The sequence below is a fragment of the Pseudarthrobacter sp. CC12 genome (assembly GCF_039907755.1).
Lineage (GTDB): Bacteria > Actinomycetota > Actinomycetes > Actinomycetales > Micrococcaceae > Arthrobacter > Arthrobacter niigatensis.
The window spans coordinates 34487-59747 of record NZ_JARDJH010000001.1 but is presented as its reverse complement, the minus strand read 5'-3'; the positions used below and the strand labels follow the sequence as shown (position 1 = coordinate 59747).

22 protein-coding genes and 1 pseudogene are annotated in these 25261 nt (G+C 67.1%); 14 read left to right on the top strand and 9 right to left on the bottom strand.

Translation table 11 applies throughout. The annotated features are described in order from the left end of the window. Positions 1-10: 10 nt before the first annotated feature. From hpaE to PV772_RS00250, 6 genes and pseudogenes are all read left to right on the top strand, one after another. Complete coding sequence (gene hpaE, locus PV772_RS00275) at positions 11-1522, top strand: 5-carboxymethyl-2-hydroxymuconate semialdehyde dehydrogenase (protein WP_347885017.1); 1512 nt, start codon at positions 11-13, stop codon at positions 1520-1522. A 55-nt stretch (positions 1523-1577) separates the two neighbouring features. Next, the gene (hpaD, locus tag PV772_RS00270; RefSeq protein ID WP_307357989.1) at positions 1578-2657 is read left to right on the top strand and encodes a 3,4-dihydroxyphenylacetate 2,3-dioxygenase; all 1080 of its coding nucleotides are present in this window, start codon (positions 1578-1580) and stop codon (positions 2655-2657) included. A gap of 2 nt (positions 2658-2659) precedes the next feature. Further along, a complete protein-coding gene (gene hpaH / locus PV772_RS00265; RefSeq protein ID WP_141159101.1) occupies positions 2660-3445 on the top strand; it encodes a 2-oxo-hept-4-ene-1,7-dioate hydratase in 786 nt (261 codons plus the stop codon). Continuing rightward, on the top strand, positions 3430-4233 hold the full coding sequence (locus PV772_RS00260; protein ID WP_210411353.1) for an HpcH/HpaI aldolase/citrate lyase family protein: 804 nt from the start codon (positions 3430-3432) through the stop codon (positions 4231-4233). The genes hpaH and PV772_RS00260 overlap by 16 nt, the downstream gene beginning before the upstream one ends. Positions 4234-4256: 23 nt before the next feature. Beyond that, positions 4257-5689 (top strand): annotated as a pseudogene (locus tag PV772_RS00255) (NAD-dependent succinate-semialdehyde dehydrogenase). Between the two features lie 244 nt (positions 5690-5933). Then, complete coding sequence (locus PV772_RS00250) at positions 5934-7343, top strand: aldehyde dehydrogenase family protein (protein WP_347885016.1); 1410 nt, start codon at positions 5934-5936, stop codon at positions 7341-7343. Between the two features lie 36 nt (positions 7344-7379). Here the strand turns inward: PV772_RS00250 and PV772_RS00245 are convergent, their stop codons facing one another. The 7 genes from PV772_RS00245 to PV772_RS00215 all read right to left on the bottom strand — a co-directional run bounded on the left by PV772_RS00245 (position 7380) and on the right by PV772_RS00215 (position 13749). Beyond that, positions 7380-7766, bottom strand: a complete 387-nt coding sequence (locus PV772_RS00245; RefSeq protein ID WP_347885168.1) for a hypothetical protein — start codon at positions 7764-7766, stop codon at positions 7380-7382. Between the two features lie 191 nt (positions 7767-7957). Further along, the gene (locus PV772_RS00240; protein WP_141159097.1) at positions 7958-8383 is read right to left on the bottom strand and encodes a helix-turn-helix transcriptional regulator; all 426 of its coding nucleotides are present in this window, start codon (positions 8381-8383) and stop codon (positions 7958-7960) included. Between the two features lie 15 nt (positions 8384-8398). Beyond that, positions 8399-9370: a DnaJ C-terminal domain-containing protein gene (locus tag PV772_RS00235; protein WP_210411349.1), complete on the bottom strand. Its 972-nt coding sequence runs from the start codon at positions 9368-9370 to the stop codon at positions 8399-8401. Positions 9371-9663: 293 nt separating this feature from the next. After that, positions 9664-10365 (bottom strand): nucleotide exchange factor GrpE, encoded by a 702-nt coding sequence (locus tag PV772_RS00230; protein ID WP_141159096.1) that lies wholly within the window; start codon positions 10363-10365, stop codon positions 9664-9666. Positions 10366-10368: 3 nt separating this feature from the next. Further along, positions 10369-12237, bottom strand: coding sequence for a molecular chaperone DnaK (gene dnaK / locus PV772_RS00225; RefSeq protein WP_141159095.1), 1869 nt, complete (start codon positions 12235-12237; stop codon positions 10369-10371). A gap of 234 nt (positions 12238-12471) precedes the next feature. After that, positions 12472-12906, bottom strand: coding sequence for a hypothetical protein (locus PV772_RS00220; RefSeq protein WP_141159094.1), 435 nt, complete (start codon positions 12904-12906; stop codon positions 12472-12474). 90 nt (positions 12907-12996) lie between these two features. Beyond that, on the bottom strand, positions 12997-13749 hold the full coding sequence (locus PV772_RS00215) for a WHG domain-containing protein (protein ID WP_347885015.1): 753 nt from the start codon (positions 13747-13749) through the stop codon (positions 12997-12999). A gap of 125 nt (positions 13750-13874) precedes the next feature. Between PV772_RS00215 and PV772_RS00210 the strand changes: the two genes are divergently transcribed. Next, positions 13875-14804, top strand: coding sequence for an NAD-dependent epimerase/dehydratase family protein (locus tag PV772_RS00210; protein WP_347885014.1), 930 nt, complete (start codon positions 13875-13877; stop codon positions 14802-14804). A gap of 32 nt (positions 14805-14836) precedes the next feature. Here the strand turns inward: PV772_RS00210 and PV772_RS00205 are convergent, their stop codons facing one another. Further along, complete coding sequence (locus PV772_RS00205; RefSeq protein WP_347885013.1) at positions 14837-17038, bottom strand: efflux RND transporter permease subunit; 2202 nt, start codon at positions 17036-17038, stop codon at positions 14837-14839. 206 nt (positions 17039-17244) lie between these two features. On the opposite strand from PV772_RS00205, the gene PV772_RS00200 reads away from it, so the two are divergent. The 6 genes from PV772_RS00200 to pabB all read left to right on the top strand — a co-directional run bounded on the left by PV772_RS00200 (position 17245) and on the right by pabB (position 22733). Continuing rightward, the gene (locus PV772_RS00200; RefSeq protein ID WP_141159091.1) at positions 17245-17745 is read left to right on the top strand and encodes a MarR family winged helix-turn-helix transcriptional regulator; all 501 of its coding nucleotides are present in this window, start codon (positions 17245-17247) and stop codon (positions 17743-17745) included. A 30-nt stretch (positions 17746-17775) separates the two neighbouring features. After that, positions 17776-18594, top strand: a complete 819-nt coding sequence (locus tag PV772_RS00195; RefSeq protein ID WP_347885012.1) for a methyltransferase domain-containing protein — start codon at positions 17776-17778, stop codon at positions 18592-18594. Positions 18595-18664: 70 nt separating this feature from the next. Next, on the top strand, positions 18665-19288 hold the full coding sequence (locus PV772_RS00190) for a LysE family transporter (RefSeq protein ID WP_307357958.1): 624 nt from the start codon (positions 18665-18667) through the stop codon (positions 19286-19288). Between the two features lie 144 nt (positions 19289-19432). After that, on the top strand, positions 19433-19966 hold the full coding sequence (locus PV772_RS00185; protein WP_141159088.1) for a low molecular weight protein-tyrosine-phosphatase: 534 nt from the start codon (positions 19433-19435) through the stop codon (positions 19964-19966). Between the two features lie 73 nt (positions 19967-20039). Next, on the top strand, positions 20040-20591 hold the full coding sequence (locus PV772_RS00180; protein ID WP_347885011.1) for a DUF2231 domain-containing protein: 552 nt from the start codon (positions 20040-20042) through the stop codon (positions 20589-20591). A 33-nt stretch (positions 20592-20624) separates the two neighbouring features. Continuing rightward, positions 20625-22733 (top strand): aminodeoxychorismate synthase component I, encoded by a 2109-nt coding sequence (gene pabB / locus PV772_RS00175; protein ID WP_347885010.1) that lies wholly within the window; start codon positions 20625-20627, stop codon positions 22731-22733. 26 nt (positions 22734-22759) lie between these two features. Here pabB and cls read toward each other — a convergent pair whose 3' ends face one another. Continuing rightward, positions 22760-24232 (bottom strand): cardiolipin synthase, encoded by a 1473-nt coding sequence (cls, locus tag PV772_RS00170; protein ID WP_141161443.1) that lies wholly within the window; start codon positions 24230-24232, stop codon positions 22760-22762. Between the two features lie 97 nt (positions 24233-24329). On the opposite strand from cls, the gene PV772_RS00165 reads away from it, so the two are divergent. Continuing rightward, positions 24330-25259, top strand: coding sequence for an aminodeoxychorismate lyase (locus PV772_RS00165; protein ID WP_141159086.1), 930 nt, complete (start codon positions 24330-24332; stop codon positions 25257-25259). Positions 25260-25261 lie beyond the last annotated feature (2 nt).

Here is a 25261-nt window from a genome sequence, read left to right as displayed (position 1 = left end):
GACTTCAACGATGACGACCTCAGTAGAAACCGCCAAGCACCACGTCCCTGAGGACCTGCCCACTCACATCCAGCACTACATCAACGGCCAGTTCGTTGACTCCGTGGGCGGCAAGACCTTCGACGTCCTGGACCCGGTCTCCAACCGGAACTACGCCACCGCCGCCGCCGGCCAGAAAGAAGACATCGACCTCGCCGTCGCCGCAGCCCGCGAAGCGTTCGTGAACGGTCCCTGGCCGAAGATGAAGCCGCGCGAGCGTGCCCGAGTCCTGAACAGGATCGCCGACGCCGTCGAAGCCCAGGAAGCCCGCCTCGCGGAACTCGAAACCTTCGATACCGGCCTGCCGATTACCCAGGCCAAGGGCCAGGCCCTCCGCGCCGCCGAGAACTTCCGCTTTTTCGCTGACCTCATCGTGGCCCAGTTCGACGACGCCATGAAGGTCCCCGGCTCCCAGATCAACTACGTGAACCGGAAGCCGATCGGCGTGGCCGGCCTGATCACCCCGTGGAACACCCCGTTCATGCTCGAATCCTGGAAGCTGGCCCCGGCCCTGGCCACCGGCAACACCGTGGTCCTGAAGCCGGCCGAGTTCACCCCGCTCTCCGCCTCCCTGTGGGCCACCATCTTCAAGGACGCCGGCCTGCCCGATGGCGTCTTCAACCTGGTCAACGGCCTGGGCGAGGAAGCAGGCGACGCCCTGGTCAAGCACCCGGACGTCCCGCTGATCTCCTTCACCGGGGAGACCACCACCGGCCAGACGATCTTCCGGAACGCCGCCACCAACCTCAAGGGCCTCTCCATGGAGCTCGGCGGCAAGTCCCCCTGCGTCGTCTTCGCCGACGCCGACCTGGACGCCGCCATTGACTCCGCCCTCTTCGGCGTCTTCTCCCTCAACGGCGAGCGCTGCACCGCCGGCTCGCGCATCCTCGTGGAACGCGCCATCTACGACGAATTCTGTGAAAAGTACGCCGCCCGGGCCAAGAACATCGTGGTGGGCGATCCGCACGACCCCAAGACCCAGGTGGGCGCCCTGGTACACCCGGAGCACTACGAAAAGGTGGCCTCCTACGTGGAGATCGGCAAGTCCGAAGGCCGGCTCCTCGCCGGCGGCGGCCGCCCCGACCACCTGCCGGAAGGCAACTACATCGCACCCACCGTGTTTGCCGACGTCGCCCCCGACGCCCGGATCTTCCAGGAGGAGATCTTCGGACCGGTCGTGGCCATCACCCCGTTCGAGAACGACGACGAAGCCCTCGCCCTGGCGAACAACACCAAGTACGGCCTGGCTGCCTACATCTGGACCCAGAACCTGACCCGCGCCCACAACTTCTCGCAGAACGTCGAGGCCGGCATGGTGTGGCTGAACAGCCACAACGTCCGCGACCTGCGCACGCCGTTCGGCGGCGTCAAGGCCTCGGGCCTGGGCCACGAAGGCGGCTACCGCTCCATCGACTTCTACACCGACCAGCAAGCCGTGCACATCACCCTCGGCACCGTCCACACCCCCAAATTCGGCGCCTAAGCCAGCCGGCCGCCGTCGTACTTTCCACGCCCCCTTTCAAAGAAGAGAGACTCCAATGACCAACTTCGTCCCCACCCCCACCGTCCCGGCTCCGGACATCGTCCGCTGCGCCTACATGGAGATCGTGGTCACCGACCTCGCCAGGTCCCGCGAGTTCTACGTCGACGTCCTGGGCCTGCACGTCACCGAGGAGGACGAGAACAACATCTACCTGCGCTCCCTGGAGGAGTTCATCCACCACAACCTGGTGCTGCGCAAGGGCCCGGTCGCCGCCGTCGCGGCCTTCGCCTACCGCGTGAAGTCCCCCGCCGAGGTGGACGCCGCGGAGGCCTACTACAAGGAGCTCGGCTGCCGGGTGGAGCGCCGCAAGGACGGCTTCACGAAGGGCGTGGGCGACTCCGTCCGTGTGGAGGACCCGCTGGGCTTCCCGTACGAGTTCTTCTACGACGTGGAGCACGTGGAGCGGCTCACCCAGCGCTACGACCTCTACTCCGCCGGTGAACTGGTCCGGCTGGACCACTTCAACCAGGTCACCCCGGATGTCCCCAAGGGCCGCAAGTACCTGGAGGACCTGGGCTTCCGCGTCTCCGAGGACATCAAGGATGCCGACGGCGTCACCTACGCCGCGTGGATGCACCGCAAGCAGACCGTCCATGACACCGCCCTGACCGGCGGCAACGGCCCCCGCATGCACCACGTCGCGTTCGCCACGCACGAGAAGCACAACATCATCCAGATCTGCGACAAGATGGGCGCCCTGCGCATCAGCGACCGGATCGAACGCGGCCCCGGCCGGCACGGCGTCTCCAACGCCTTCTACCTCTACATCCTGGACCCGGACGGCCACCGCATCGAGATCTACACCCAGGACTACTACACCGGCGACCCGGACAACCCCACCATCACCTGGGACGTCCACGACAACCAGCGCCGCGACTGGTGGGGCAACCCCGTGGTCCCGTCCTGGTACACCGAAGCCTCCCTGGTCCTGGACCTGGACGGCAACCCCCAGCCGGTCATCGTCCGCGAGGAAAAGTCCGAGATGGCCGTGACCGTGGGCGCCGACGGCTTCTCCTACACCCGCAAGCCCGAAGGCGAAGCCGCTGAGGGCTTCAAGCTGGGAGTCCAGGTCTGACCATGCTGGAGCCAAAGACGATTGAGGCCATCGCGGACGAGCTGGTGGAAGCCGGCCGGACCCGCACCCCTGTTCCCCGCCTGACGGCCCGCTATCCGGAGATGACGGTGGAGGACTCCTACGCCGTGCAGCAGCTGTGGCGCCGCCGCAACGAGGACGCCGGCCGGACGCTGGTGGGGCGCAAGATCGGCCTCACGTCCAAGGCGATGCAGGCCGCCACCGGCATCACCGAACCTGACTACGGCGCCATCTTCGATGACATGGTGCTGGAGACCGGCTGCTCCGTGGAGTGGGACAAGTACACCCATCCGCGGGTGGAGGTGGAGCTGGCGTTCGTATTAAAGGATGGACTCAAAGGCCCGGGCGTGACCATTTTCGATGTCCTGAAGGCCACCGACTACGTGGTTCCGGCCCTCGAGATCCTGGATTCCCGGATCGAGATGGAGGGCCGGACCATCGTGGACACCATCTCGGACAACGCCGCGATGGGTGCCATGGTGATCGGCGGCAACCCGGTGAAGCCGGACACCGTGGACCTTCGTTGGGTCTCCGCCATCCTGTACAAGAACCAGACCGTGGAGGAAACCGGAGTGGCGGCCGGCGTCCTGGACCATCCCGCCAATGGGGTCCACTGGCTGGCCAACAAGATCGCCGCCCACGGCGACGCCCTGAAGGCCGGGGACATCATCCTGGCCGGGTCCTTTACCCGGCCCATGTGGGTCTACAAGGGCGATACCGTCCACGCCGACTACGGACCCCTGGGGAGCGTGACATGCCGTTTCGAGTAGAGGACACCTTCCGGTCCGCGTTGGCCCAGGCGGACCGCCCGCTGGCAGGTATGTGGGTGTGTTCCGGCAGCCCGCTGGTCGCGGAACTGTGCGCCGGGTCCGGCCTGGACTGGCTCCTGGTGGATGCCGAGCACAGCCCCAACGGGCTCGAATCCATCCTGGCCCAGCTCCAGGCCGTCCACGGCTACCCGGTCCACACCCTGGTCCGGCCGCCCGTGAACGACACCGTAATGATCAAGCAGTACCTGGACTTTGGCGTGCAGAACCTGCTGGTCCCCATGGTCAACTCGGTGGCAGAGGCGGAAGCCGCGGTGGCGGCCACCCGCTACCCGCCGCAGGGAGTCCGCGGGGTGGGGTCCGCCCTGGCCCGCGCCGCGCGCTGGAACCGGGTCCCCGACTACCTGGCCCGCGCCAACGAGACCATCAGCGTCACCGTCCAGATCGAATCCACCGCCGCCGTCGAGGCTGTCGAGGACATCCTAAAGGTCGACGGCGTCGACGCGGTGTTCATCGGCCCATCAGACCTCGCCGCCTCCATGGGCCTGCTGGGACAGCAGGAACACCCGGAGGTGCGTGCCGCCGTCGACCATTGCCTGTCCGCCGCGAGGGCGGCCGGAAAGCCCGCCGGGGTGAACGCCTTCAACCCGGACACCGCCACGTACTACCTCGCGAACGGTGCCGGTTTCATCCTGGTTGGGGCCGACGTCGCCCTCCTCGCCCGCGGCTCCGAAGCCCTCGCCGCCAAGTACATCAAACCTGCCGACGGCGGCACCCCCGCCAGTTACTGACTTTCCCTTCCCAAGGACTTCTGATGACACTTTCTGCGATCTCCCCTGCCTTCTCGCCGGAGCATGAAGCCTCGCTCCTGGCTTCCGTCCCTACCGGCCTGCTCATCAACGGTCAGTGGCGCGAGGCGTCCGACGGCGGCACGTTCGATGTGCACGACCCCGCCACCGGGGAGGTGCTCGCCACCCTCGCCTCCGCCACCAGCGCCGACGCGGTGGCCGCTCTGGACGCGGCCGACGCCGTCCAGGCCTCCTGGGCGCGCAGCGCACCCCGGGTACGCGCCGACATCCTCCGCCGCGCCTTTGACCTCGTCACCGAACGCGCCGAACACTTCGCCCTGCTGATGACCCTGGAAATGGGCAAACCCCTGGCAGAAGCCCGCGGCGAAGTCACCTACGGCGCCGAGTTCCTTCGCTGGTTCGCCGAGGAAGCCGTCCGTGACTACGGCCGCTACCTCACCACCCCGGAGGGCAAGAACAAGATCCTCGTCCAGCACAAACCCGTCGGCCCCTGCCTGCTCATCACCCCCTGGAACTTCCCCCTGGCCATGGCCACCCGCAAAGTCGCCCCGGCAGTGGCCGCCGGCTGCACCATGGTCCTCAAACCCGCCAAGCTCACACCGCTCACGGCCCAGTACTTCGCCCAGACCATGCTCGACGCCGGCCTCCCGCCCGGGGTCCTGAACGTCGTCGCGTCCTCCTCCGCCTCAGGGGTTTCCGGGCCGCTGCTGAAGGACTCCCGGCTGCGGAAGGTCTCCTTTACCGGCTCCACCCCCGTGGGCAAGCGCCTCATGGCCGACGCCGCCCGGAACGTGCTGCGGACCTCGATGGAACTCGGCGGCAACGCCCCGTTCATCGTCTTCGAGGACGCCGACCTGGACGCCGCCGTCGAAGGGGCCATGGCGGCGAAGATGCGGAACATGGGCGAGGCCTGCACCGCAGCCAACCGCTTCCTGGTCCACGAATCCGTCGCCGCCGAATTCACGGCCAGGTTCGCCGCCGCGATGGGCGCCCTGGCTACCGGCCGCGGCACCAACCCCGGCACACAGGTCGGGCCGCTGATTGATTCCGGCGCCCCCGTGGACGGGCCCGGCTACTTCTACCAGCCCACCGTCCTGGCCAACGTCCCCAACGACGCTGCGATCCTGGGCCAGGAAATCTTCGGACCCGTCGCCCCCATCACCACCTTCACCACTGACGAAGAAGCCATCACACTCGCCAACGCCAGTGAGTACGGGCTGGCGTCCTACCTCTACAGCCGCGACTTCAACCGCCTCCTTCGTATGGCGGAGCAGATCGAATTCGGCATGGTCGGGTTCAACGCCGGCGTCATCTCCAACGCCGCAGCACCCTTCGGCGGCGTCAAACATCCGGCCTCGGCCGCGAAGGCGGCTCCGAAGGCATCGCCGAATACACCACCACCCAATACATCGGCATCGCAGACCCCTACGCCGGATAACCGCCGGGTACGACGGCGTCACGCACGGCACCCTTCAAGCCCACCTTCGGCGTCGGGACCCCGGAAACACGGGGTCCCGACACCGTCCGGTGCGCAAAAGCGTGCTTGGCGTGACATTGCGTTCGCTACCGAACAAGCGCTCTGCGCACAAAGACAAGAGACTCGACCGGGTTGCCAACCACACTGGGGGTAACCCGCTACGCCGACCGGCTGGCGTCCTTGCCTACTCGAAGTGGAGTATCCCTTGGAAACCTATGATGCGCTTCTCGCGTCCGTTGCCCCCGCCGCCGGCTCCGGCCGGACCATCTTTGACCCGGCCACCGGCGAAGCTGTGGGCGAAGCCCCCATCCACAGCCTCGACTACCTGGAAAGTGCCGTGTCCGCCGCCGCCGCCGCCCAGCCCGCGTGGGCTGCCCTGGGCCACGACGCCCGGTCCGCCGCGCTCCTCAAAGCAGCCGACGCCGTCGAACGCTCCGCCGAGGAACTCGCCCAGCTGCTCTCCCGCGAGCAGGGCAAACCCCTCAACGGCCCTAACGCCCGCTTCGAAGTCGGCGCCTGCGTCGCGTGGCTCCGCGCCACCGCCGGCCTGCCGCTGGAACCGGAAACCATCGTGGACGACGGCGAAACCCGCGCCGAACTGCACTACCGGCCCATCGGCGTCGTCGGCGCCATCGGTCCCTGGAACTGGCCCATGATGATCGCCGTCTGGCAGCTCGCCCCGGCCCTGCGGATGGGCAACGCCGTGGTGGTCAAGCCCTCCGGCAACACTCCGCTGTCCGTGCTGGCCCTGGTGAAGGTCATCAACGAAGAGCTCCCCGACGGCATCCTCTCGGCCGTTTCCTGCGGCCGCGAAGTAGGCGCCCGCCTCACCGACCACCCGGCGATCGGCAAGATCATGTTCACCGGCTCCACCGCAGGCGGCCGCGCCATCATCAAGTCCTCCGCGGACACCGTCAAGCGGCTCACCCTGGAACTGGGCGGCAACGACGCCGGCATCGTCCTGCCCGATGCCGACCCCAAGGCCATCGCCCAGGACATCTTCTGGGGCGCGTTCCTGAACACCGGCCAGACCTGCGCCGCGCTCAAGCGCCTCTACGTCCACGACGACATTTACGACTCCGTTTGTGACGAGCTCGTGGCGGTCGCCAAGCAGATGCCCATGGGCAACGGCCTGGACGAGAACAACGTCCTGGGACCGCTGCAGAACAAAGCCCAGTACGACGTCGTCGCCAACCTCGTGGAGGCGGCAAAGGCTTCCGGAGCACGCATCCTGCTCGGCGGCAACCCGGACACCAGCCAGCCCGGCTACTTCTACCCCACCACCCTGGTGGCGGACATCGACAACGACAACCCGCTGGTGGCCGAGGAACAGTTCGGCCCGGCCCTGCCGATCATCCGCTACAGCACCATCGACGAAGCGGTGGAGATGGCGAACGGGCTCGACGTCGGACTGGGCGCCTCCGTCTGGTCCGCGGACCTGAAGGCCGCCCGCGACGTCGCAGCCCGCATCCAGGCCGGCACCGTGTGGATCAACCGGCACGGCGCCGTGGACCCCCGCATCCCGTTCGGCGGCGCGAAACAGTCCGGCTACGGGGTGGAGTTCGGCGTCGAAGGCCTCAAGGCCCTCGGCGTCCCCCAGGTCATCAACGGTTAGGGTTGCCGGCCGGAAACTGCCCCGGTCCCGGGACTGCTAGCCCATAGCCGGGGCAGTGGATGGCCGGCCAGCGAACTGCCGGCGGGCCCAGCGGGCGAGCTTCTTTCCCTTGCCCTTCCACCAGTTATCCTCGTCCTTGTTGTAGTGGAAGCGGAAAACGATGGCCACCAGCACGAACATGCCCATCACCACGTCCACCCAGGACGACACCACCAGCGCGATGAAGACCGTCAGCGCGTTGGCCATGACCGACGGGATGGCCAGGGTCCGGAAGACAGTGCTGGCCACGAAGCGCCGGTGCGACCTCGGGACGGACAACTCGCGGACCATGTCGAAGCAGACACAGACCACCACGATGGTCTGCCCGAGGGCCAACAGGATCTGCCCCGGCATGGAGCCGCTGAAGGCAGTGACCGCTTCCATTCCCGGGCTCACGGCCGGGCCTTGCTGTGAAGAGTTTTGCTGAGAACCTTAAACACGGAAAACCCCCAGAACTTGCGGAACCATCGCCGCTGATCCGGCGATGGTTCCATTCAAGTTTCGGGGGGCTTTTCCGTCACGAGTAGTCGGTACTCTATTTTCGCGGGACGCCGGGAAGCGGTACCTGCCGGGCCCTACTGTCCAATGGCCCGGGGGCGCCACACCACCATGGCCTGGGACCTGGGCCGTGGCCGCTGCCCGCGCGCCAGGCTCACCACGTCACCGGCGGCGCCGGCGGCAAAGATCCGGGAGTCCACCGCGCGCGGGCGGCGCCCGAGTTCCTCGGTGAGTTCCGAGATCCGGCTTTGGAGCGCGGCCACCTGGTTTTCGAGTTCCAGGATGCGCTTGATCCCCTCCAGCGACACACCCTCGTGGGAGAGGCGCTGCACTTCGCGCAGCATGTTCACGTCACGCTGCGAGTAGCGCCGGGACTTGCCCGGGGCACGGCTGGGCTTGACGATGCCGAGCCGGTCATACTGCCGCAGCGTCTGCGGGTGCATGTCCGCCAGCTCGGCCGCCACGGAGATCACGAAGATCGGCTGGTCAGCACTGATGTCCACGGCTCACCCCCGCTCCTAGAGCCGGGCCTTGGCTGCCAGGCCCTCACGGACATCCGCCGACGATGTGGCCTCGGCGAACGCCTTGACCGCAGCTTCGGCATCCTTGTTGAGATTCTTGGGAACCGCGACGTCGATGGTCACCAGGAGGTCGCCCGTGGCCTTGGACGTCTTCACGCCTTTGCCCTTGACCCGCAGGGTACGGCCCGACGGCGTGCCCGCCGGAACGCGGACCTTTACCTTCTCCCCGTCGATGGTGGGAACTTCGATGTCCGCTCCCAAAGCAGCTTCCGGGAAGGTGACGGGTACATGGATGCGGAGGTTGTCGCCGTCGCGCGTGTAGAAGGCGTGGGGCTGGACGGAGACGGAGACCACCAGGTCGCCGTTGCCGGCAGCACCAGGCTGGCCCTTGCCGCGGACGCGGACCTTCTGGCCGTCCTTGATGCCGGCCGGCACACGCACGTCGATGACCTCGCCGCTGGGCTCGCGAAGCCCAATGGTGGTTCCGCGGATGGAGCCGGCGAACGAGATGCTGGTGGATGCGGTACGGTCGGCACCTTTTTGCGGCGTGCGCTGGAAGCCCGGAGCACCGCCGAAGCCGCCGAAGAGGTCTGCGAATTCGGGCGGGATGCCGCCGCCTGCGGGGTTGAACCCGCCCGCGTGCCGCCCGGTGTTGCCCGTGAAGAGGCCGCCGAACATGTCCTCGAACCCGCCGTTCGTGGCGCCGGCGCCACCGGGAGCAAACCGGGCGCCGCTGCCCATGGCCCGGATGGCGTCATACTGCTGGCGCTCTTCGGGATCCGAGAGCACCGAATAAGCCTCGGAGATGTCCTTGAACTTCTTCTCGGAAGCAGCGTTCCCGGCATTGGTATCAGGGTGGTGCTGCCGCGCAAGCTTCCGGTAGGCCTTCTTGATGTCGGCTTCGGAAGCGTCCTTGGCAACACCAAGGATCTTGTAAAAGTCCTTGTCCACCCAATCCTGGCTAGCCAATGGCGTTTCCTTTCTTAAACAAAACCTAAGTGCCCGGCGGGGCGACGCTCCGCCGGGTTGGGGGGCCGTGCCCGCTTCGCGGTGCCCGCCACGCCGCGGCCCCCTACCCAGCTGCGCTTCGAGCTTGTGGTCATCTCACCTTAGGTGACACAACCGCCGAGCGACGGACGGATAAGGGGGCCCGGGAGTGGCATCGGGCCTGCCGGAGGTGGGTGGCGGAGGATCGCAGATCCTTCGCCACCCACCGTAGGGGCGGGGCCCCCTTATCCGTCCGGCGCGTCCACGAGAGCAACCTAAGCAGGAACGGCCACAATCACCTGCGCGGCGCGGAGGACGCGGTCTCCTGATTTGTAGCCCGAGCGGAGGACCTGGCTGACGGTGTCAACCTCGATGTCTTCGCCGGGCTGCTGGATCAGGGCCTCGTGGATCGTGGGATCGAACTCCACACCGGTCTCGTTGATCCGGACCAGGCCGTACGTCTTCAGCGCGTTCTCCAGCTTGGTGGCGATCGCGGCGAAGGGACCATCGGCCAGGTCACCGTGCTGCCGGGCGGCGTCGACGTCGTCCAGGACCGGGAGCAGGGAGTTCAGGACGCCGATGACGGCCATCTCCCCTGCCACGGCGCGGTCGCGTTCAACGCGCTTGCGGTAGTTGACGTACTCAGCCTGCAGGCGGAGCAGGTCGTTGCGCAGTTCTGCTGCCTCGGCGTTGCCGGCTGATCCTGCCGGAGCCCCCTGGGCCACGGAGTCCTCGGCCGGCACGTCCACGCCGTTGAGAATCTCTTCGGCCTGGGCCAGCGCGTCGCCGTCGGAATCCGCCGCGCCGGCCTGGGACCCGGCCCCGGGGGCGGCGTGGCCGCCCTCGGGGTGCCGGGCCTGTCCGGTCACCGGGTCAACCTTGCGGTTGTCCCGGATGACCGGTTCCTGGCCGTTGCCGTGCGCGTTCTGCTGGCCGGCGGATGCGTTGTGCTCTTCCTCGTTACCGTGGTGCGGCATGGGTTACTTCTTCGCTTCGTCTTCGTCGATGATCTCGGCGTCGACGATGTCCTCGTCCGAGGAACCTGCCGAAGCTCCTGCGGCACCCTCAGCGCCGGGCGCGGCTGCGCCGTCCGGCGAACCGGCCTGGGCATAGATGGCCTCGCCCAGCTTGGTCTGGGAAGCCTGCAGCTTCTCGAATGCGGACTTCACAGCGGCGTCGTCGGTGCCTTCGAGGGCCTTCTTGAGGGCGTCGACGTCGGCCTGGACCTCGGTCTTGACCTCTTCGGGCAGCTTGTCGGCGTTGTCGGCGATCAGCTTGTCCACGGAGTAGGCCAGCTGCTCGGCGGTGTTGCGGGTGTCGGTCGCCTCGCGGCGTGCCTTGTCCTCGGCTGCGTGCTCCTCGGCGTCCTTGACCATGCGGTCGATGTCTTCCTTGGAGAGGCTGGAGCCACCGGTGATGGTCATGGACTGTTCCTTGCCGGTGCCCTTGTCCTTCGCGGAGACGTGGACGATGCCGTTGGCGTCGATGTCGAAGGTGACCTCAACCTGGGGAACGCCGCGCGGTGCAGGGGCGATACCGGTCAGTTCGAACGTGCCCAGCGGCTTGTTGTCGCGGGTGAACTCGCGCTCGCCCTGGAAGACCTGGATGGCCACCGACGGCTGGTTGTCATCCGCCGTGGTGAAGGTCTCGGACCGCTTGGTGGGAATGGCGGTATTGCGCTCGATCAGGTGCGTCATCACGCCGCCCTTGGTCTCGATGCCGAGGGACAGCGGGGTGACGTCGATCAGGAGGACGTCCTTGCGCTCACCCTTCAGCACGCCGGCCTGCAGTGCGGCACCGACGGCCACGACCTCGTCCGGGTTGACGCCCTTGTTGGGCTCCTTGCCGCCGGCCAGTTCCTTGACCAGGTCGGAGACGGCAGGCATACGGGTTGAGCCGCCGACCAGCACGATGTGGTTGATGTCGGAGAGCTTGATGCCGGCTTCCTTGATGACGTCGTGGAACGGCTTCTTGGTGCGCTCCAGCAGGTCCTTGGTGAGGTCCTGGAACTTGGCCCGGGTGAGCTGCTCGTCCAGGTGGACCGGGCCGTCGGGGGTGACGGAGAGGTACTGGAGGGAGACGTTGGTGCTGGAGGAGGAGGAGAGCTCCTTCTTGGCCTGCTCGGCTGCCTCGCGGAGGCGCTGGAGGGCGATCTTGTCCTTGGACAGGTCGATGCCCTTGACCTTGAGCTGGTTCAGCAGGTAGTCGACGACGCGCTGGTCCCAGTCGTCGCCGCCCAGGCGGTTGTCCCCCGCGGTGGCGCGGACCTGGATGGTGGAGAAGTTGTCTTCGTCCTTGCCCACTTCCAGCAGGGAGACGTCGAAGGTTCCGCCACCGAGGTCGAAGACCAGGATGAGTTCGTCTTCCTTGCCCTTGTCCAGGCCGTAGGCGAGGGCCGCGGCGGTGGGCTCGTTGACGATGCGCAGGACGTTGAGGCCTGCGATTTCGCCGGCCTCCTTGGTGGCCTGGCGCTCGGCGTCGTTGAAGTAGGCCGGGACGGTGATGACCGCGTCGGTGACCTTTTCACCCAGGTAGGACTCGGCGTCGTTCTTCAGCTTCATGAGGATACGCGCGGAGATTTCCTGCGGGGTGTACTTCTTGTCGTCGATCGCGACAGTCCAGTCGGTGCCCATGTGGCGCTTGACGGAGGCGATGGTGCGGTCGATGTTGTTGACGGCCTGGCGCTTGGCGATTTCGCCAACCAGCACTTCGCCGGACTTGGAAAATGCAACCACCGACGGCGTGGTGCGGCCACCCTCGGCGTTGGCAATAACGGTGGGCTCGCCACCTTCGAGAACGGAGACGACGGAGTTGGTGGTTCCGAGGTCGATACCTACTGCACGTGACATGTGTTGCTTCCTTCTTTCCTTGGAAACTGGTTGGCGCCCTAAGCATTGAGCGTTCTGCACTCAACTTTACTCAGGGCACCAGCGATGTCAATCCAAAGTTGAGTTAGGTACGCTCAACTTTGCATGCGGCAATAGATAGGCGGGTGAAAAATCCGCGCCATTCCGGGCATCCGGGCGCCGAATTACGACGGCGGCACCACAGTTCGCTTTAGGAGAACGGCCCCTCCGGCTGGTTCAGCGCTCCGGATTCCGGTCGCCATGCAGCGGACCGCGCTCCTCATCGGTCGCCTGGACCTGGCCGTCGGTGAGGCCCTCGCGGACAGCACGCTCCGTCCGGGCGCCTCCGGTGGTCCCGGCGTCGCCGTAGTCGCCTTCCTCGTATTCGCCATCGGCAAGGTCCCGCCGGGGCTCGCTGCCGGTGCCGGCGGCACCGTGGTCGGCATCCACATAATGTCCGCCTTCCCCCGCGCCTCCCGAAGGGGCCCCAACTGTTCCGGCGTCGCCGTAGTTGCCTTCCGGATACTGGTCGTCCCGTTCATCCGCCGGCCGCTCCACGGCGCCGGCATCACCATAGTCACCGTCCACATACTGCCCGCCTTCACCCTCCAGTCCGGGTGCACTGCTTCCCTTGCGGGGCTCTTCGGCTGCAACTTCGGGATTCTCGGTCATGGTGCATCTCTCCTTCGAGGCTCCGCGTCCATGCGGGCGCACTGGCAGTCTATCGACGGCCCGCGCACACCAACAGGGCTCCGCCGGCACCTATCTGGAGGCGCCTGCAGGCAGGCCCGCGATGCCTGCCAGGACGGCGAGGTGATGGTCGAAGAGCTCAGCGGGCGCATGGAACGTGTCCGGTCCGTACTGGTTGAAAACCTCGAAGCTGACTGCACCGAAGAGGGAGCTCCACACCAGGACGCCCCGCGCCACGAGTTCCTCCGGAATGTCCAGGCCAAACCCGGAACGGATGGCGGCGAGGTCCCCGCCCAGGGTTGGCGGCAGTTGCGTGGCGCCTACGGGCGGAACTGCCAGCCGCCCCGCCCGGGAAGCCACGTCCAGGATGCCGATGAGGCTGACAATGACCCTCGTGCCGGGGCCCGTTGTTCGCTCCGCCGGGGCGCTGTAGCCGGGAACGGGGCTGCCGAAAAGGAGCGCGTAGCTGGCAGGCTCCCGCAAAGCCCACTCCCTGACCGCCCGGCCCAGCGCCCGGAAACGGGCAGTGTGGTCATCCTCCGGCGCTTTGGCGACGGCGGCATCCACCTCGTCCCCAAGTTCACCAAACGCGTCGATCAGCAACAAGGTCAGGAGCTCGTCCCGGCTCTCCACATACCGGTAGACCGCGGAGGACACCACCCCCAGATCCCGCGCCACCGCGCGCAGGGAGAGCGCGGCAGCACCATGCGTTGCCAGGTGCTGCCGCCCCAGGCGGATGATATCCGCCGCGGTTTGGGTCCTTGCCCGCTGCCGCGGGGTGAGGGGCCGGGCAACGGCGCCGGTTGTTTTCCCGTCTTCAGTCACGGGTCCAGCATGCCACAACCGAGAGCGCGGGAATCAAAAGAGAGCACCGCTCTTTACTTGATCTACTTTCGGGCTCATCCTGTTTTGAGAGCAGTGCTCTCAAAACAGGATGCAAGGAGGCCACCATGACAGATGTGTATGTAGTGACGGGAGCGGGACCGGTGGGGTGGACGGTCGCCGAACAGTTGGCAGCCCTGGGACGGCGGGTGCGCGTACTCACGCGGTCGGGCAGCGGACCACAGCACCCCCTGATCGAGCGTATTGCCGGGGATGCAAGGGACCCGGAAGTTCTGCATACTGCCCTCGCGGGCGCCCGGGCTGTCTTCCACTGCATTCACGGTTCGGCCTACACCGCCGCCGCCTGGCGGGCGGAACTTCCCGCAGCCGAGCAGGCGGTCCTGACCGCGGCGCACGAGGCGGGCGCCGTCGTCGTGTTCCCCGAGAGCCTCTATTCCTACAGCGAGCCGGACAGCGTGATGAAAGAGGAGAGCCCGCGCCAGGCTGTGGGCGGCAAACGCGGGGTGCGGACGGAGCTGCTCCGGGCCCGCGAGGCTGCCGCAACGCCAACGGTGAGCGTGGTGGGAGGCGACTTTTTTGGTCCGCGCGTCAGGATGGCGCACGGCGGGGAACGGATGGTGGCGCCCATCCTGGCGGGAAAGAGCGTCAGCGTGATGGGAAGCGCCAGCCAGCCGCACTCGTTCACGTATGTACCGGATCTGGCCGCGGCAATGGTCGCTGCGGCGGACAGGCCCTCCGCCTGGAATGCCGTATGGCACGCCCCCACGGGGCCGGCGCTTAACCAGATGGAACTGGCCCACGCCTTCGCCGCTGCGGCCGGACGGCCGGCCCCCAAGGTGCGCGCCCTGCCCGGCTGGACCCTTCGCGCTGCGGCGATGTTCTCAGCCGGGGCCCGCGAGCTGGCCGAAATGCTGTACCAGTTTGAGCGGCCGTTCATCATGGACTCGGCCGCGTCCCAGGCGGCCCTGGGAGTAGCCCCCACGCCGCTGGAAACGGCTGCTGCCGCCACCGTGGATTGGTGGCGGCAGCAGGGTTAGTGCTCCGAGGCTTCGCTCTTTGCGCGGAGGGGTCAGTGGCTGGGCACTTCTTCCAGCGGTTCGACGCCGGGCTGCCGCGGCCGTGCCACAGTTTCGCCGTCGGTGCGCCCCAGCTTGCTGGGCCACCAGATCTTCGGCCCGATGTCGTAGGCCAGCGCCGGCACCAGCAGCGAGCGCACCAGCACGGTGTCCAGGAGGACGCCGAAGGCCACGATGAAGGCCAGCTGCACCAGGAACATGATGGGGATGACACCGAGGGCGGCGAATGTGGCGGCGAGAACCACGCCGGCGGAGGTGATGACGCCGCCGGTCACCACCAGGCCACGCAGGATGCCGGGCCGGGTGCCGTGCTTGAGCGATTCCTCGCGGACCCGGCTCATCAGGAAGATGTTGTAGTCCACACCCAGGGCCACCAGGAAGACGAAGCCGAACAGCGGGACGGTGGCGTCGGCTCCCGGGAAACCGAAGAGGTTGTTGAACACGAAGGCCGACACTCCCAGCGCTGCCGCGTAGGACACCACCACCGAGAGCACCAGCAGGACCGGGGCCACGATGGAGCGCAGGAGCAGCATCAGGATGAAGAGGATCACCACCAGGACCACCGGGATGATGACCACCAGGTCATGCTGGGCGGTGGTGTTGGTGTCGAGGGCCGTGGCAGTCACGCCACCTACCAGGGCACTGGGATCGACGGCCTTCACCTCGGTGCGCAGGGCCTTGATGGTCTCCTCCGCTTCCAGCGAGTCCGCGGCATTCTTCAGCGTGGCGTTGATGAGGACCTTCCCGTCCCGGACGTCGGGTGTGGTGGGGGCACCCGGGGCTCCGGTGACCGGCACGCTGCCGCGGCCCAGCAGGTAGGCCTCGCCCACGCCGTCGTCGGCCTTAACCTTTTCCAGCACCTCCGCTGCCTTGCCCTGGTCTGCAACCACGACGGCGGGGCTGCCGCTGCCGGCATCGAAGTGGCGGGCCAGCGCGTCCTGGCCGTCCACCGCGTTGGAGGTCGTGAGGATGACGTCCGTCTGCGGTACACCGTTGGCTTTCAGCTGGAACAGGCCGCCCGCGGCCACAAGCAGCAGGAGGACCGAGGCAACCCAGACCGTCCTGGGGCGCCGCGAGACGAGCGAACCGGTGGCCCGCCACAGGCCCTTTTGGCCTTCCAGCCCGGTGACCAGTTCGGGTTCACGCTGGTCTGCAGGCAGCAGCTTGGGCCGGAAGGGCCAGAACGCGGCCCGGCCGAACAGTGCCATCAGGGCGGGCAGCAGGGTCAGGGCGGCGAACAGGGCGCACAGGATGCCGGCGGCGGCCACCGGGCCCAGGGCCTTGTTGGAGTTCAGGTCGGAGAAGAGCAGGCACAGGAGCGCAATGATCACGGTGGCGCCGGAAGCCAGGATGGGCTCAAAGGATGCTTTCCAGGCGGCAAGGACGGCTGCCGTGCGGTTGGTGGTGTGGGTCAGCGCTTCGCGGAAGCGGGCCACGAAGAGCAGGGCGTAGTCCGTGGCGGCACCGATCACCAGGATGGAGAGGATGCCTTGGCTTTGGCCGTTGAGCTGGATCCAGCCGGCCTTGGCCATGCCGAACACCAGCAGGATGGCCGCACACAGGGCAAATACCGAGGTCAGCAGCACCATGACGGGCAGCAGCAGGGACCGGTAGACCACCAGGAGGATCACGAAAACGGCGGACAGGGCAACGAGCAGGAGGATCCCGTCGATGCCGCCGAACGCCGCGGTGAGGTCCGCCGCAAGCCCGGCGGGACCGGTCACGAAGGTCTGGGTACCCTCCGGCGCCGCGCCCTTCACCGTTGCGCGGAGTTCCTTGACGGCGTCCTTGATCTCAGCGGACGAGCCAATGGGGACCACGAACTGGACGGCCTTGGCGTCCTTGGACGGGATCGGCCCGATGACGGTGCTGCCCAGCTTAAGGTTTTCGAGGTCGGTCTTCAGTGTGGCCAGCCCGCCCAGCTGCTGGGGCGTGAAGGCCTCGTTTTTCTCGATGACGATGATGCCGGGAACCTCGTCCGAGTCGCGGAACTTCGCCTGCCAGTCCTGTGCCTCGGTTGCCTCGGCGCTGGCGGGCAGGAAGGATGCCTGGTCGTTGGACGAGACCTCGTCCAGGCGGCCGAAGGTGGGTCCGCCGACCCCGGCCAGCCCCAGCCAGGCCAGCACCAGGACAACGGGGACCAGCCAGCGCAGCCAGAACGGAACCCGTTCCCTGCCAACTTTTGTGCGTTTCATGGTGCCTTCCTTATCGGGCAGGTGGAGTAGTATTTGTTCCAGCATAGATTATCTCCATAACAGAGATAAGTGCCAGTCAAGCTTTTTTGTCCGGATTGAGTGACGGGGTCCGGCAGCGTCATCACGGCCCAACCGGCCCTGGAGTAATATCCGTCAGTACGCTTGGGCAAATACGCAGCCCGGGACATAGCAGCCGGGAGGTGGAGATGGCAGGGAACACGGCACCCGGCGCATCACCTTCCGCCCCGGCCGGGCCGGAGTTCGGCCACCCGCTGCTCCGGATCCTGCAGGAGTTCACCCTTGAAGCGAACCGCTACGTGGATGCGGCCGGGGACCGCAAGGACATGCACCGCACGGACATGAACGCCCTCGCAGTGATCATGCGCCACACGGCCCGGGGAAATGTGGTGACGCCGGGGCTGCTGCGGAAAGAACTGAACCTGAGCTCCCCCGCCACGACTGCCCTCATAGACCGCCTGGACAGCGCCGGCCATGTGGTCCGCGAACGCCACAGCACGGACCGGCGGCAGGTCCAGCTGAAGATGACCCCCAAGGCTTTCCGTGAGGGCGGAGCCATCTTCGCCCCGCTGGCCAAGCACATGGGGAGCGCGCTGGCCGGCTTCTCCGAATCCGAGCTGGATACTGTCACGCGATTCATGACCGCCATGATCGAAGCCACCATTGCGGCAAGGACGGAAACTGGGTAAGTGCGCCATTCGTGGGGGTAGCGTTTGCTTATGAGTGCGCAGCAGCCTGAAGACGACGTCTACACGCACGGCCACCACGAATCGGTGGTCCGTGCCCATGCCGCCAGGACCGCCGAAAACTCCGCGGCCTTCGTCCTGCCCTACCTGGCTCCGGGGTCCACCCTGCTCGACGTCGGTTGCGGACCGGGTACCATCACCTGCGACTTCGCAGCCCTGGTCAGCCCCGGCAAGGTCACCGGCCTGGACCGCTCACCGGACATCGTCGCCCAGGCCCAGGCGCTCGCCGTCGAACGCGAAGTGCCCAACGTCGAATTCGTGGCAGGGAACATCTACGACCTGGACTTCGCCGACGAAACGTTCGACGTGGTCCACGCCCACCAGGTCCTCCAGCACCTGACCGACCCCGTCGAGGCACTCCGCGAAATGCGGCGCGTCGCGAAGCCCGGTGGCATCGTGGCCGTGCGCGACGCCGACTTCCATGGCATGAGCTGGTATCCCGACGTCCCCGAGCTGGACGAGTGGATGGACCTGTACCAGAGGATCGCACGGCGCAACGGAGCAGAGCCCGACGCCGGGCGGCGGCTGGTCAGCTGGGCACAGGCCGCAGGCTTCACCGACGTCGCGCCCACCAGCAGCAACTGGCTGTACGCCACGGCGCAGCGGCGCCGCTGGCAGGCACGCGTCTGGGGCGAGCGGGTGCTGCATTCGGCCTTCGCCGAGCAGGCATTGGAGTACGGATTCGCCGACGCCGCAGGCCTTGCCCGGATCTCTGCCGGCTGGCACCGCTGGGGATCCACGGACGACGGCTGGTTCCTGATCCCCAACGGCGAAGTCATCGCGCGGGCCTGACTCCTGGTTGCCCGGACAGCGTCACAGGGACTGAAAAAACGGCAGCCAATTGCCACCGTAAGATTGTCAAGTGCAATTTTCCCTATGGCTGGCCTTGGCAGGCGCCGGCGCCCTGATCAGCTTCACCCCGGGTGCAGGGGCCATCAACACCATGAGCAACTCGCTGAACGCCGGGTTCCGCCGATCCATATGGGGAATCCTGGGGCAGCAGGCGGCCCTGGTGGTGCATGTCCTGATCGTCGCGCTCGGTGTCGGCGTCCTGGTGGCAAGCTCGCCGGTTGCCTTCAACGTGATCCGCTACGCCGGGGCGGCCTACCTGGTCTACCTGGGTGTCCGCCAGTTCCTCAGCAAGCCCGCCGCGGCCCAGGAGCAGGCTGCTACCCTTCGCAGCGAACCTGCATGGTCCATCTTCCGGCGCGGCTTCTGGGTCAACCTGCTGAACCCGAAGGCGATCGTGTTCTTCCTCGCCTTCACACCCCAGTTCATCCGGCCCGAACAGCCCCTCTTTACGCAGTACGCCGTGCTGACGGCCACCATTGTGGTCATCGACATTCTGGTGATGTGGTTCTTCTTTGCCGCGGCAGCCAGGTCATTCCAGCGCGTCACCAGCACCGAACGGGGCCAGCTGGTCCTCAGCAGGGTGTTTGGTGTCCTGTTCGTGGGTGTGGGCATCCTGCTGGCCCTGATTCACTAGCGGCCGGCGCCCAAGCGGAAACCCCCGATCACACAACGTGGGCCCGTACCCGTTTTCATACCTCGTAATGCATCTTTACAACCCAGTAAAACTTTGTGAACAGGCGGCTGGTCAAAGGTGGCCGGAGCGCGCATGCTTAGTTCCATGACCTCAACGTCGAGCGCCTACCGCGTCATCACTGTCTGCACGGGCAACATTTGCCGGTCCCCGATGGCCGAGCTGATGCTCCAGTCAGCACTTGAACGCGAGGGCCTCGACATGCTGGTTGAAGTGGATTCCGCAGGCATCACGGGTTACGAGGCCGGCCGGCCTATTGATCCCCGCGCTGCCCGCCGCCTGGCGGTGACCCAGCTGGCCTCGGAACAGCACGTGGCGCGCGAGTGGGAGCCGGCGTGGTTCCGCGAGCGCGACCTGATCCTCGCGCTCGACATCGACCACTATGCCTGGCTGAGTGAAGCGGCTCCGGACCAGGATTGCCTGGACAAAATCCGGATGTTCCGCAGCTTCGATCCCGCCATGGCCGACCGGGACCGGCTGGACCAAGGCATCGAAGATCCCTGGTACGGCGGGCATGCTGATTTCGACGCCGTCTGGCACCAGATCCACACGGCACTTCCAGGCCTGGTCCAGCACATCAAGTCAGAGGTCCTGCAGAACACCCACCTCCAACTGCACTAGCTGCAGCGCCAGGAAAAGCCTCCGGGCGCAAAAAAGGCGTGCGGCCCGGCGGCACCAGGAGTATTTTGTGCTCATGCACGCCGCTTCCAGCCCCGGCAGGTACACCCGACTCCTTGGCAACCTTGAAGATGCCACCTCATTGGACGCCGCTGTCGACGCAGCGGATCCACTGGCGTCCCGGCTGATGTCGCAGCCCCGGATCCGGTCACTTATCCGCGGTGACACCACCGGCATACCGCTTCACACCATCCTCACCGACGGCCCCTTCGGCGCCTGGTGGTCGGCAGTGTTCCTGGACCTCGTCGATGACGACGCTTCCCGCCGTTCCTCCCAGCGCCTGGTGGCCCTCGGCGTCGTCGCCGCCGTTCCCACCGCCCTGTCCGGCTGGGCGACCTGGTCCGGCAAGGACCGGCCTTTGAAGCGCGTGGGCATCCTCCACGCCGGCGCCAATGCTGCAGCCACCGCCGTGTACATCGCCTCCTGGCGTGCCCGCTCCCGCGGCAATCATCGGCTGGGCGTCCGGCTGGCGCGGGCCGGGGCAGTCCTGCTGCTGGTGAGCGGGTTCCTGGGCGGCCACCTCAGCAGTGGCCGCCATGCGTCCGGGCAGCGCGCACTTCATGGCTGAAAGCGGGCAACGGAAAACGGTACGCTCTAGTCCATGAGCCCAGCCCCCGTCATCATCGCCGTGGACGGGCGTTCCGGCGCAGGGAAGACCACCCTTGCCGTCGAACTTGCTGCACGGCTCCGCGCCCACCACAAGGTTTCACTGTTCCACCTGGAAAACATCTACCCGGGGTGGGACGGACTGGCTGCCGGCGTGGAGCGCTATGTCTCCACGGTGCTCACCCCCTTGAGCCGTGGCGAGGCGGCCACCTGGACCAGCTGGGACTGGGAGAACCATTACGACGGCGAAGCCCGGGTCACACTGCCCGCCGAGATTGTCATCGTGGAGGGAGTGGGTGCCGCCGCTGAGGCTGCCCGGCCCATGCTGGACGCTGTCGTTTGGGCCGAGTCTCCGGACGACGTCCGGCGCACCCGGGCGCTGGACCGCGACGGCGCCACCTATGAGCCCTACTGGGACCAGTGGGCCGCCCAGGAGGAAGAGTGGCTGGGCCTGGACGACGTCCCCGGGAACGCGGACCTCCGGGTGCAGAACCTCGCTGACGGATCGGCCCCCACGGACCTGCTGCACCTCCTCCCCTGCCTGCCGGCGCTGGCGCCCGTGCTGGCCCCCGAACTGTCCGCACGCCGCGGCCTCCGGCTCCACGCCGAGCGCCTCGACGCGCTCCCGGACGCGCCGGCCCTGTTCCAGTCGCTGTACGGAACTTCGCCCAATGCAGTGTGGCTGGATTCCTCCAACGCCGGCGCCGCCGCGGCTGCCGCCGGGCAGGAAGAGGGCACGGAGCCGGAGGCCCGCACGGCCGCCGAGCGCAGCCGGTTCAGCATCATGGCGGACGACGCCGGCACGTTCGGACAGTTCGTGACGCACCGTGCCGGGATAAGCCTGGTCAGCACCGGTTCCGCAACTGCCAAGGTGCCGGGCCCCTTCTTCCGCTGGCTGGATACCGTCTGGGGGCGCCGTGCCGTCCGCACGCCCGATGGGTATCCCGGTGAGTTCACGCTGGGCTGGCTAGGTTGCCTGGGCTACGAGCTGAAGCGCGAAACCGGCGGCAGCGACCTCTCCGCCCCCACTCCTGACGCTGCCCTGATCTTTGCCGGCCGGGCCGTCGTGCTTGACCATGCCGGGGGCGCGGCCTGGCTCCTCGCGCTGGAGGCCTCGGACGCCGGGGAGTGGCTGGCCCGGGCCAGGGCCGCAGTGGAAGCCGCCGGCAGCGGCGCCCCGGCGGCCATTCTTGGCCCGGCACCGGAAACCGGCGGCAGCACCGACGTCATGCTTGCCGCGCCGCCTGCTTTCCGGAGCCGGGACACGGGTGCGGAGTACCGGGAGAAAATCACGGCAGCCCAGCACCAGATCGCCCAGGGCAACACCTATGAGGTCTGCCTGACCACGACGCTCGAAGCCAGGGTCCCGGAACACGCACTGGATCCGTGGACCACCTATCTGGCGCTGCGCCGCCGGAACCCGGCGCCGTTCGCCAGCTATCTCCGCCTGGGGAACCTCGCCGTTGCCAGCACCTCGCCTGAGCGGTTCCTGAAGATCGCGTCCGACGGCGGCATGCGCGCCGAGCCGATCAAGGGCACCCGCCGCCGGGCTGCCGACCCGCAGGAGGACCGGCTGCTGCGCGAGGACCTGGCCGCATCACTGAAGGACCGGGCCGAGAACATCATGATCGTGGACCTGCTGCGCAACGACCTCAGCCATTTTGCCGAGCCCGGCTCCGTTACCGTGAGCAGGCTCTGCGCGATCGAGAGCTACGCCACGGTCCACCAGATGGTCAGCACCATCGACGCCCGCCTCCTCCCGGGCGCGCCCCGGGCCGAGGCCGTGGCTGCATGCTTCCCGGCCGGCTCCATGACCGGAGCCCCCAAGATCAGCACCATGGCCATCCTGGACCGGCTGGAGGCCGGGCCCCGGGGGCTCTATTCGGGGGCCATCGGCTACTTCTCCCTCAATGCCGCAGCCGACCTCGCCGTCGCCATCAGGACACTGGTGGTCAGCGCGGAAGGTGACGGAACCGCTGAACTGTCGCTCGGCGTCGGCGGTGCCATCACCTCGGACTCCGTGCCCGACGACGAATACGAGGAAATCCGGACCAAGGCCTACGGGGTCCTGTCCACCCTAGGCTCCGTCTTTCCCGGAGACTGACTCCGGTTTAGGCATACGCGGCCGTCTTACTGCACCGTGGCCGTCAGCCGGGCCACGTTGTCCACGTACCGGGCGGCGAGCGGCCGGCTGATCCAGTCCGCGAGCTTGAGCTCGTGCGAGATGTCCCGGTAGGTGTCTTCCACCGCCCGCATCTTGTTCACGATGTCCTCGCCCAGGAGCATCACGGAAACCTCGAGGTTCAGCGAGAAGGACCGCATGTCCATGTTGCTGGACCCGAGGACGGCCACCTCGTCGTCAATGGTGAAGTGCTTGGCGTGCAGCACGAACGGGGCCTTGTACAGGTAGATACGCACACCGGCTTCGAGGAGTGCCTCGTAATAGGACCGCTGGGCGTGGTGGACCAGGAATTGGTCGCCCTTCTCCGAGACGAACAGTTCCACGTCAACGCCCCGCTGGGCGGCGGTGGTGATGGCGTAGAGCAGGGAATCGTCCGGCACGAAGTACGGGCTGCAGATGGAGATGCGGTGCTGGGCGGAGTAGATCAGGGTGTTGAAGAGCCGCAGGTTGTTTTCCGTGATGAACCCGGGGCCGCTGGGCACCACCTGGGCTGTGACGTTCCCGGGCTCCGGGTTCGGTGCGAGCTGCAGCTGGTGTTCCAGCGACTCGTCGGTCTCGCTCAGCCAGTCGGTGGCGAAGACGACGTTCAGGGTGGTCACGATGGGTCCGCGCAGGCGTGCCATCAGTTCCACCCATTCGCGGCCTGCCTTGCGGTGCCGCGGGTTGTTGTAGGAGGGCTCGATCAGGTTCTGCGAACCCGTGAAGGCGATCTCGCCGTCGATGACCATGATCTTGCGGTGGTTCCGCAGGTCAGGGCGACGCCACTGTCCGTGGATGGGCAGCAGCGGCAGCATCCGCTTCCACTGGATCTTGCCTGCGCGGAGGCGCTTGAGCAGCTTCCGGTACCCCTTGATGCGGAGGGTTCCGATGTGGTCGAACAGGAGCCGCACCTCCACGCCCCGCTCCGCGGCCTCCTCCATGGCGGTCAGCAGGTCATTGGTGACATGGTCCGAACTCATGATGTAGAACTCGGCGTTGACGAACTTCTTCGCCTTCCGCACCGCCTGGGTCATTTCCAGGATGGAGTCGGGGTAGCCGGGGATGAGGTCCACGGAGTTGCCGTCCACCATGGGCAGGGAACCGAGGGTGCGGTTGAGTTCAGCCGCGGACTTCACCCATTCCGGGCCGGGGTAGTCGCTTTCCGCGTCCGAGAGCGCGGAGATGCCTGCCTGCACGCGTTCATTTACCAGTTGCTGCTGTGCCCGCCTGCGGCTGGACAACCGGAAGTTGCCAAAGAGCAGGAACAGGACGATGCCCAGGAATGGAATGAAGAAGATGCCCAGCAGCCAGGCCATGGCGGTGGTGGGGCGCCGGTTGCCGGGGATGATACCCAGCGCCAGCACCCTGATCACCAGGTCGGCGAAACCCAGGAGCACCACCACCCACGTCGGAGCGGTGCCGGCAAGTGAAAAAGGCCACAACACGTCTTAAACCCCCGGGGAGATCGGGCTCCGGAGGACGGCTTCCGGCCGGTGCACTCTGCCCAGCTTATCCGCGGTACCGCACTAAGCTGGTGCCATGACCTCTCCAGCCCCCGTGGTTCTTGCCTTCCTCGATCCCGCTTACCCTGATGGCCGGGTGGCCGATGCCTCCAAGCCGCAACTCCTGGTCACCGACCTGGGGGTCACGCGGGGCGACGGCGTCTTCGAAACCATGCTGGCCGTGGGCGGAACAGTACGGAAGATGCAGGCCCACCTTGACCGTCTTGCCGGCTCCGCGGCGGCGTTGGACCTGGAAATCCCGGACCAGCAGGCCTGGCGGCGCGTCATTGCGGCGGCGGTGGCCCGGCACCGGCTGGAGAACCCGCCCGCAGACCCGGCTGCTGATGAGCTGGTGGTCAAACTGGTGGTCACCCGGGGCGTGGAAGGCGCGCCCACCCCCACAGCCTGGGTGCAGGCCACCCCGGCCGGGGCAGCCGGGCGCCGGCAGCGTGAAACGGGCATCGACGTCATCCTCCTTGACCGTGGCTATGACAGCGACGTGGCCGACCGGGCGCCCTGGCTGCTCCTCGGCGCCAAAACGCTTTCCTACGCCGTCAACATGGCGGCCCTGCGCCACGCCCACAAACAGGGCGCCGACGACGTCATCTTCTTCTCCTCCGATGGCCGTGTGCTGGAAGGCCCCACCTCAACGGTGCTGCTCGCCCATGTGGAAAAGTCCGACGACGGCACCACGGTGAAGCGCCTCATCACCCCGCAGCTGGACAGCGGCATCCTGGCCGGGACCTCCCAGGGCGCCCTTTTCGCCGCCGCCAAGGCCGCCGGCTGGGAACTGGGCTACGGTCCGCTGGAACCCCGGGACCTCATGGACGCTGACGCGGTCTGGCTGATTTCGAGCGTCCGCCTGCTTGCCCCCGTGAACAGGATCGATGGCAAGGAGATCGGCACCCCGGCCCTCCAGAAGGAACTGACCGCGGAGTTGGGTGAGCTTTTCGCCGGCATCCAGTAGCG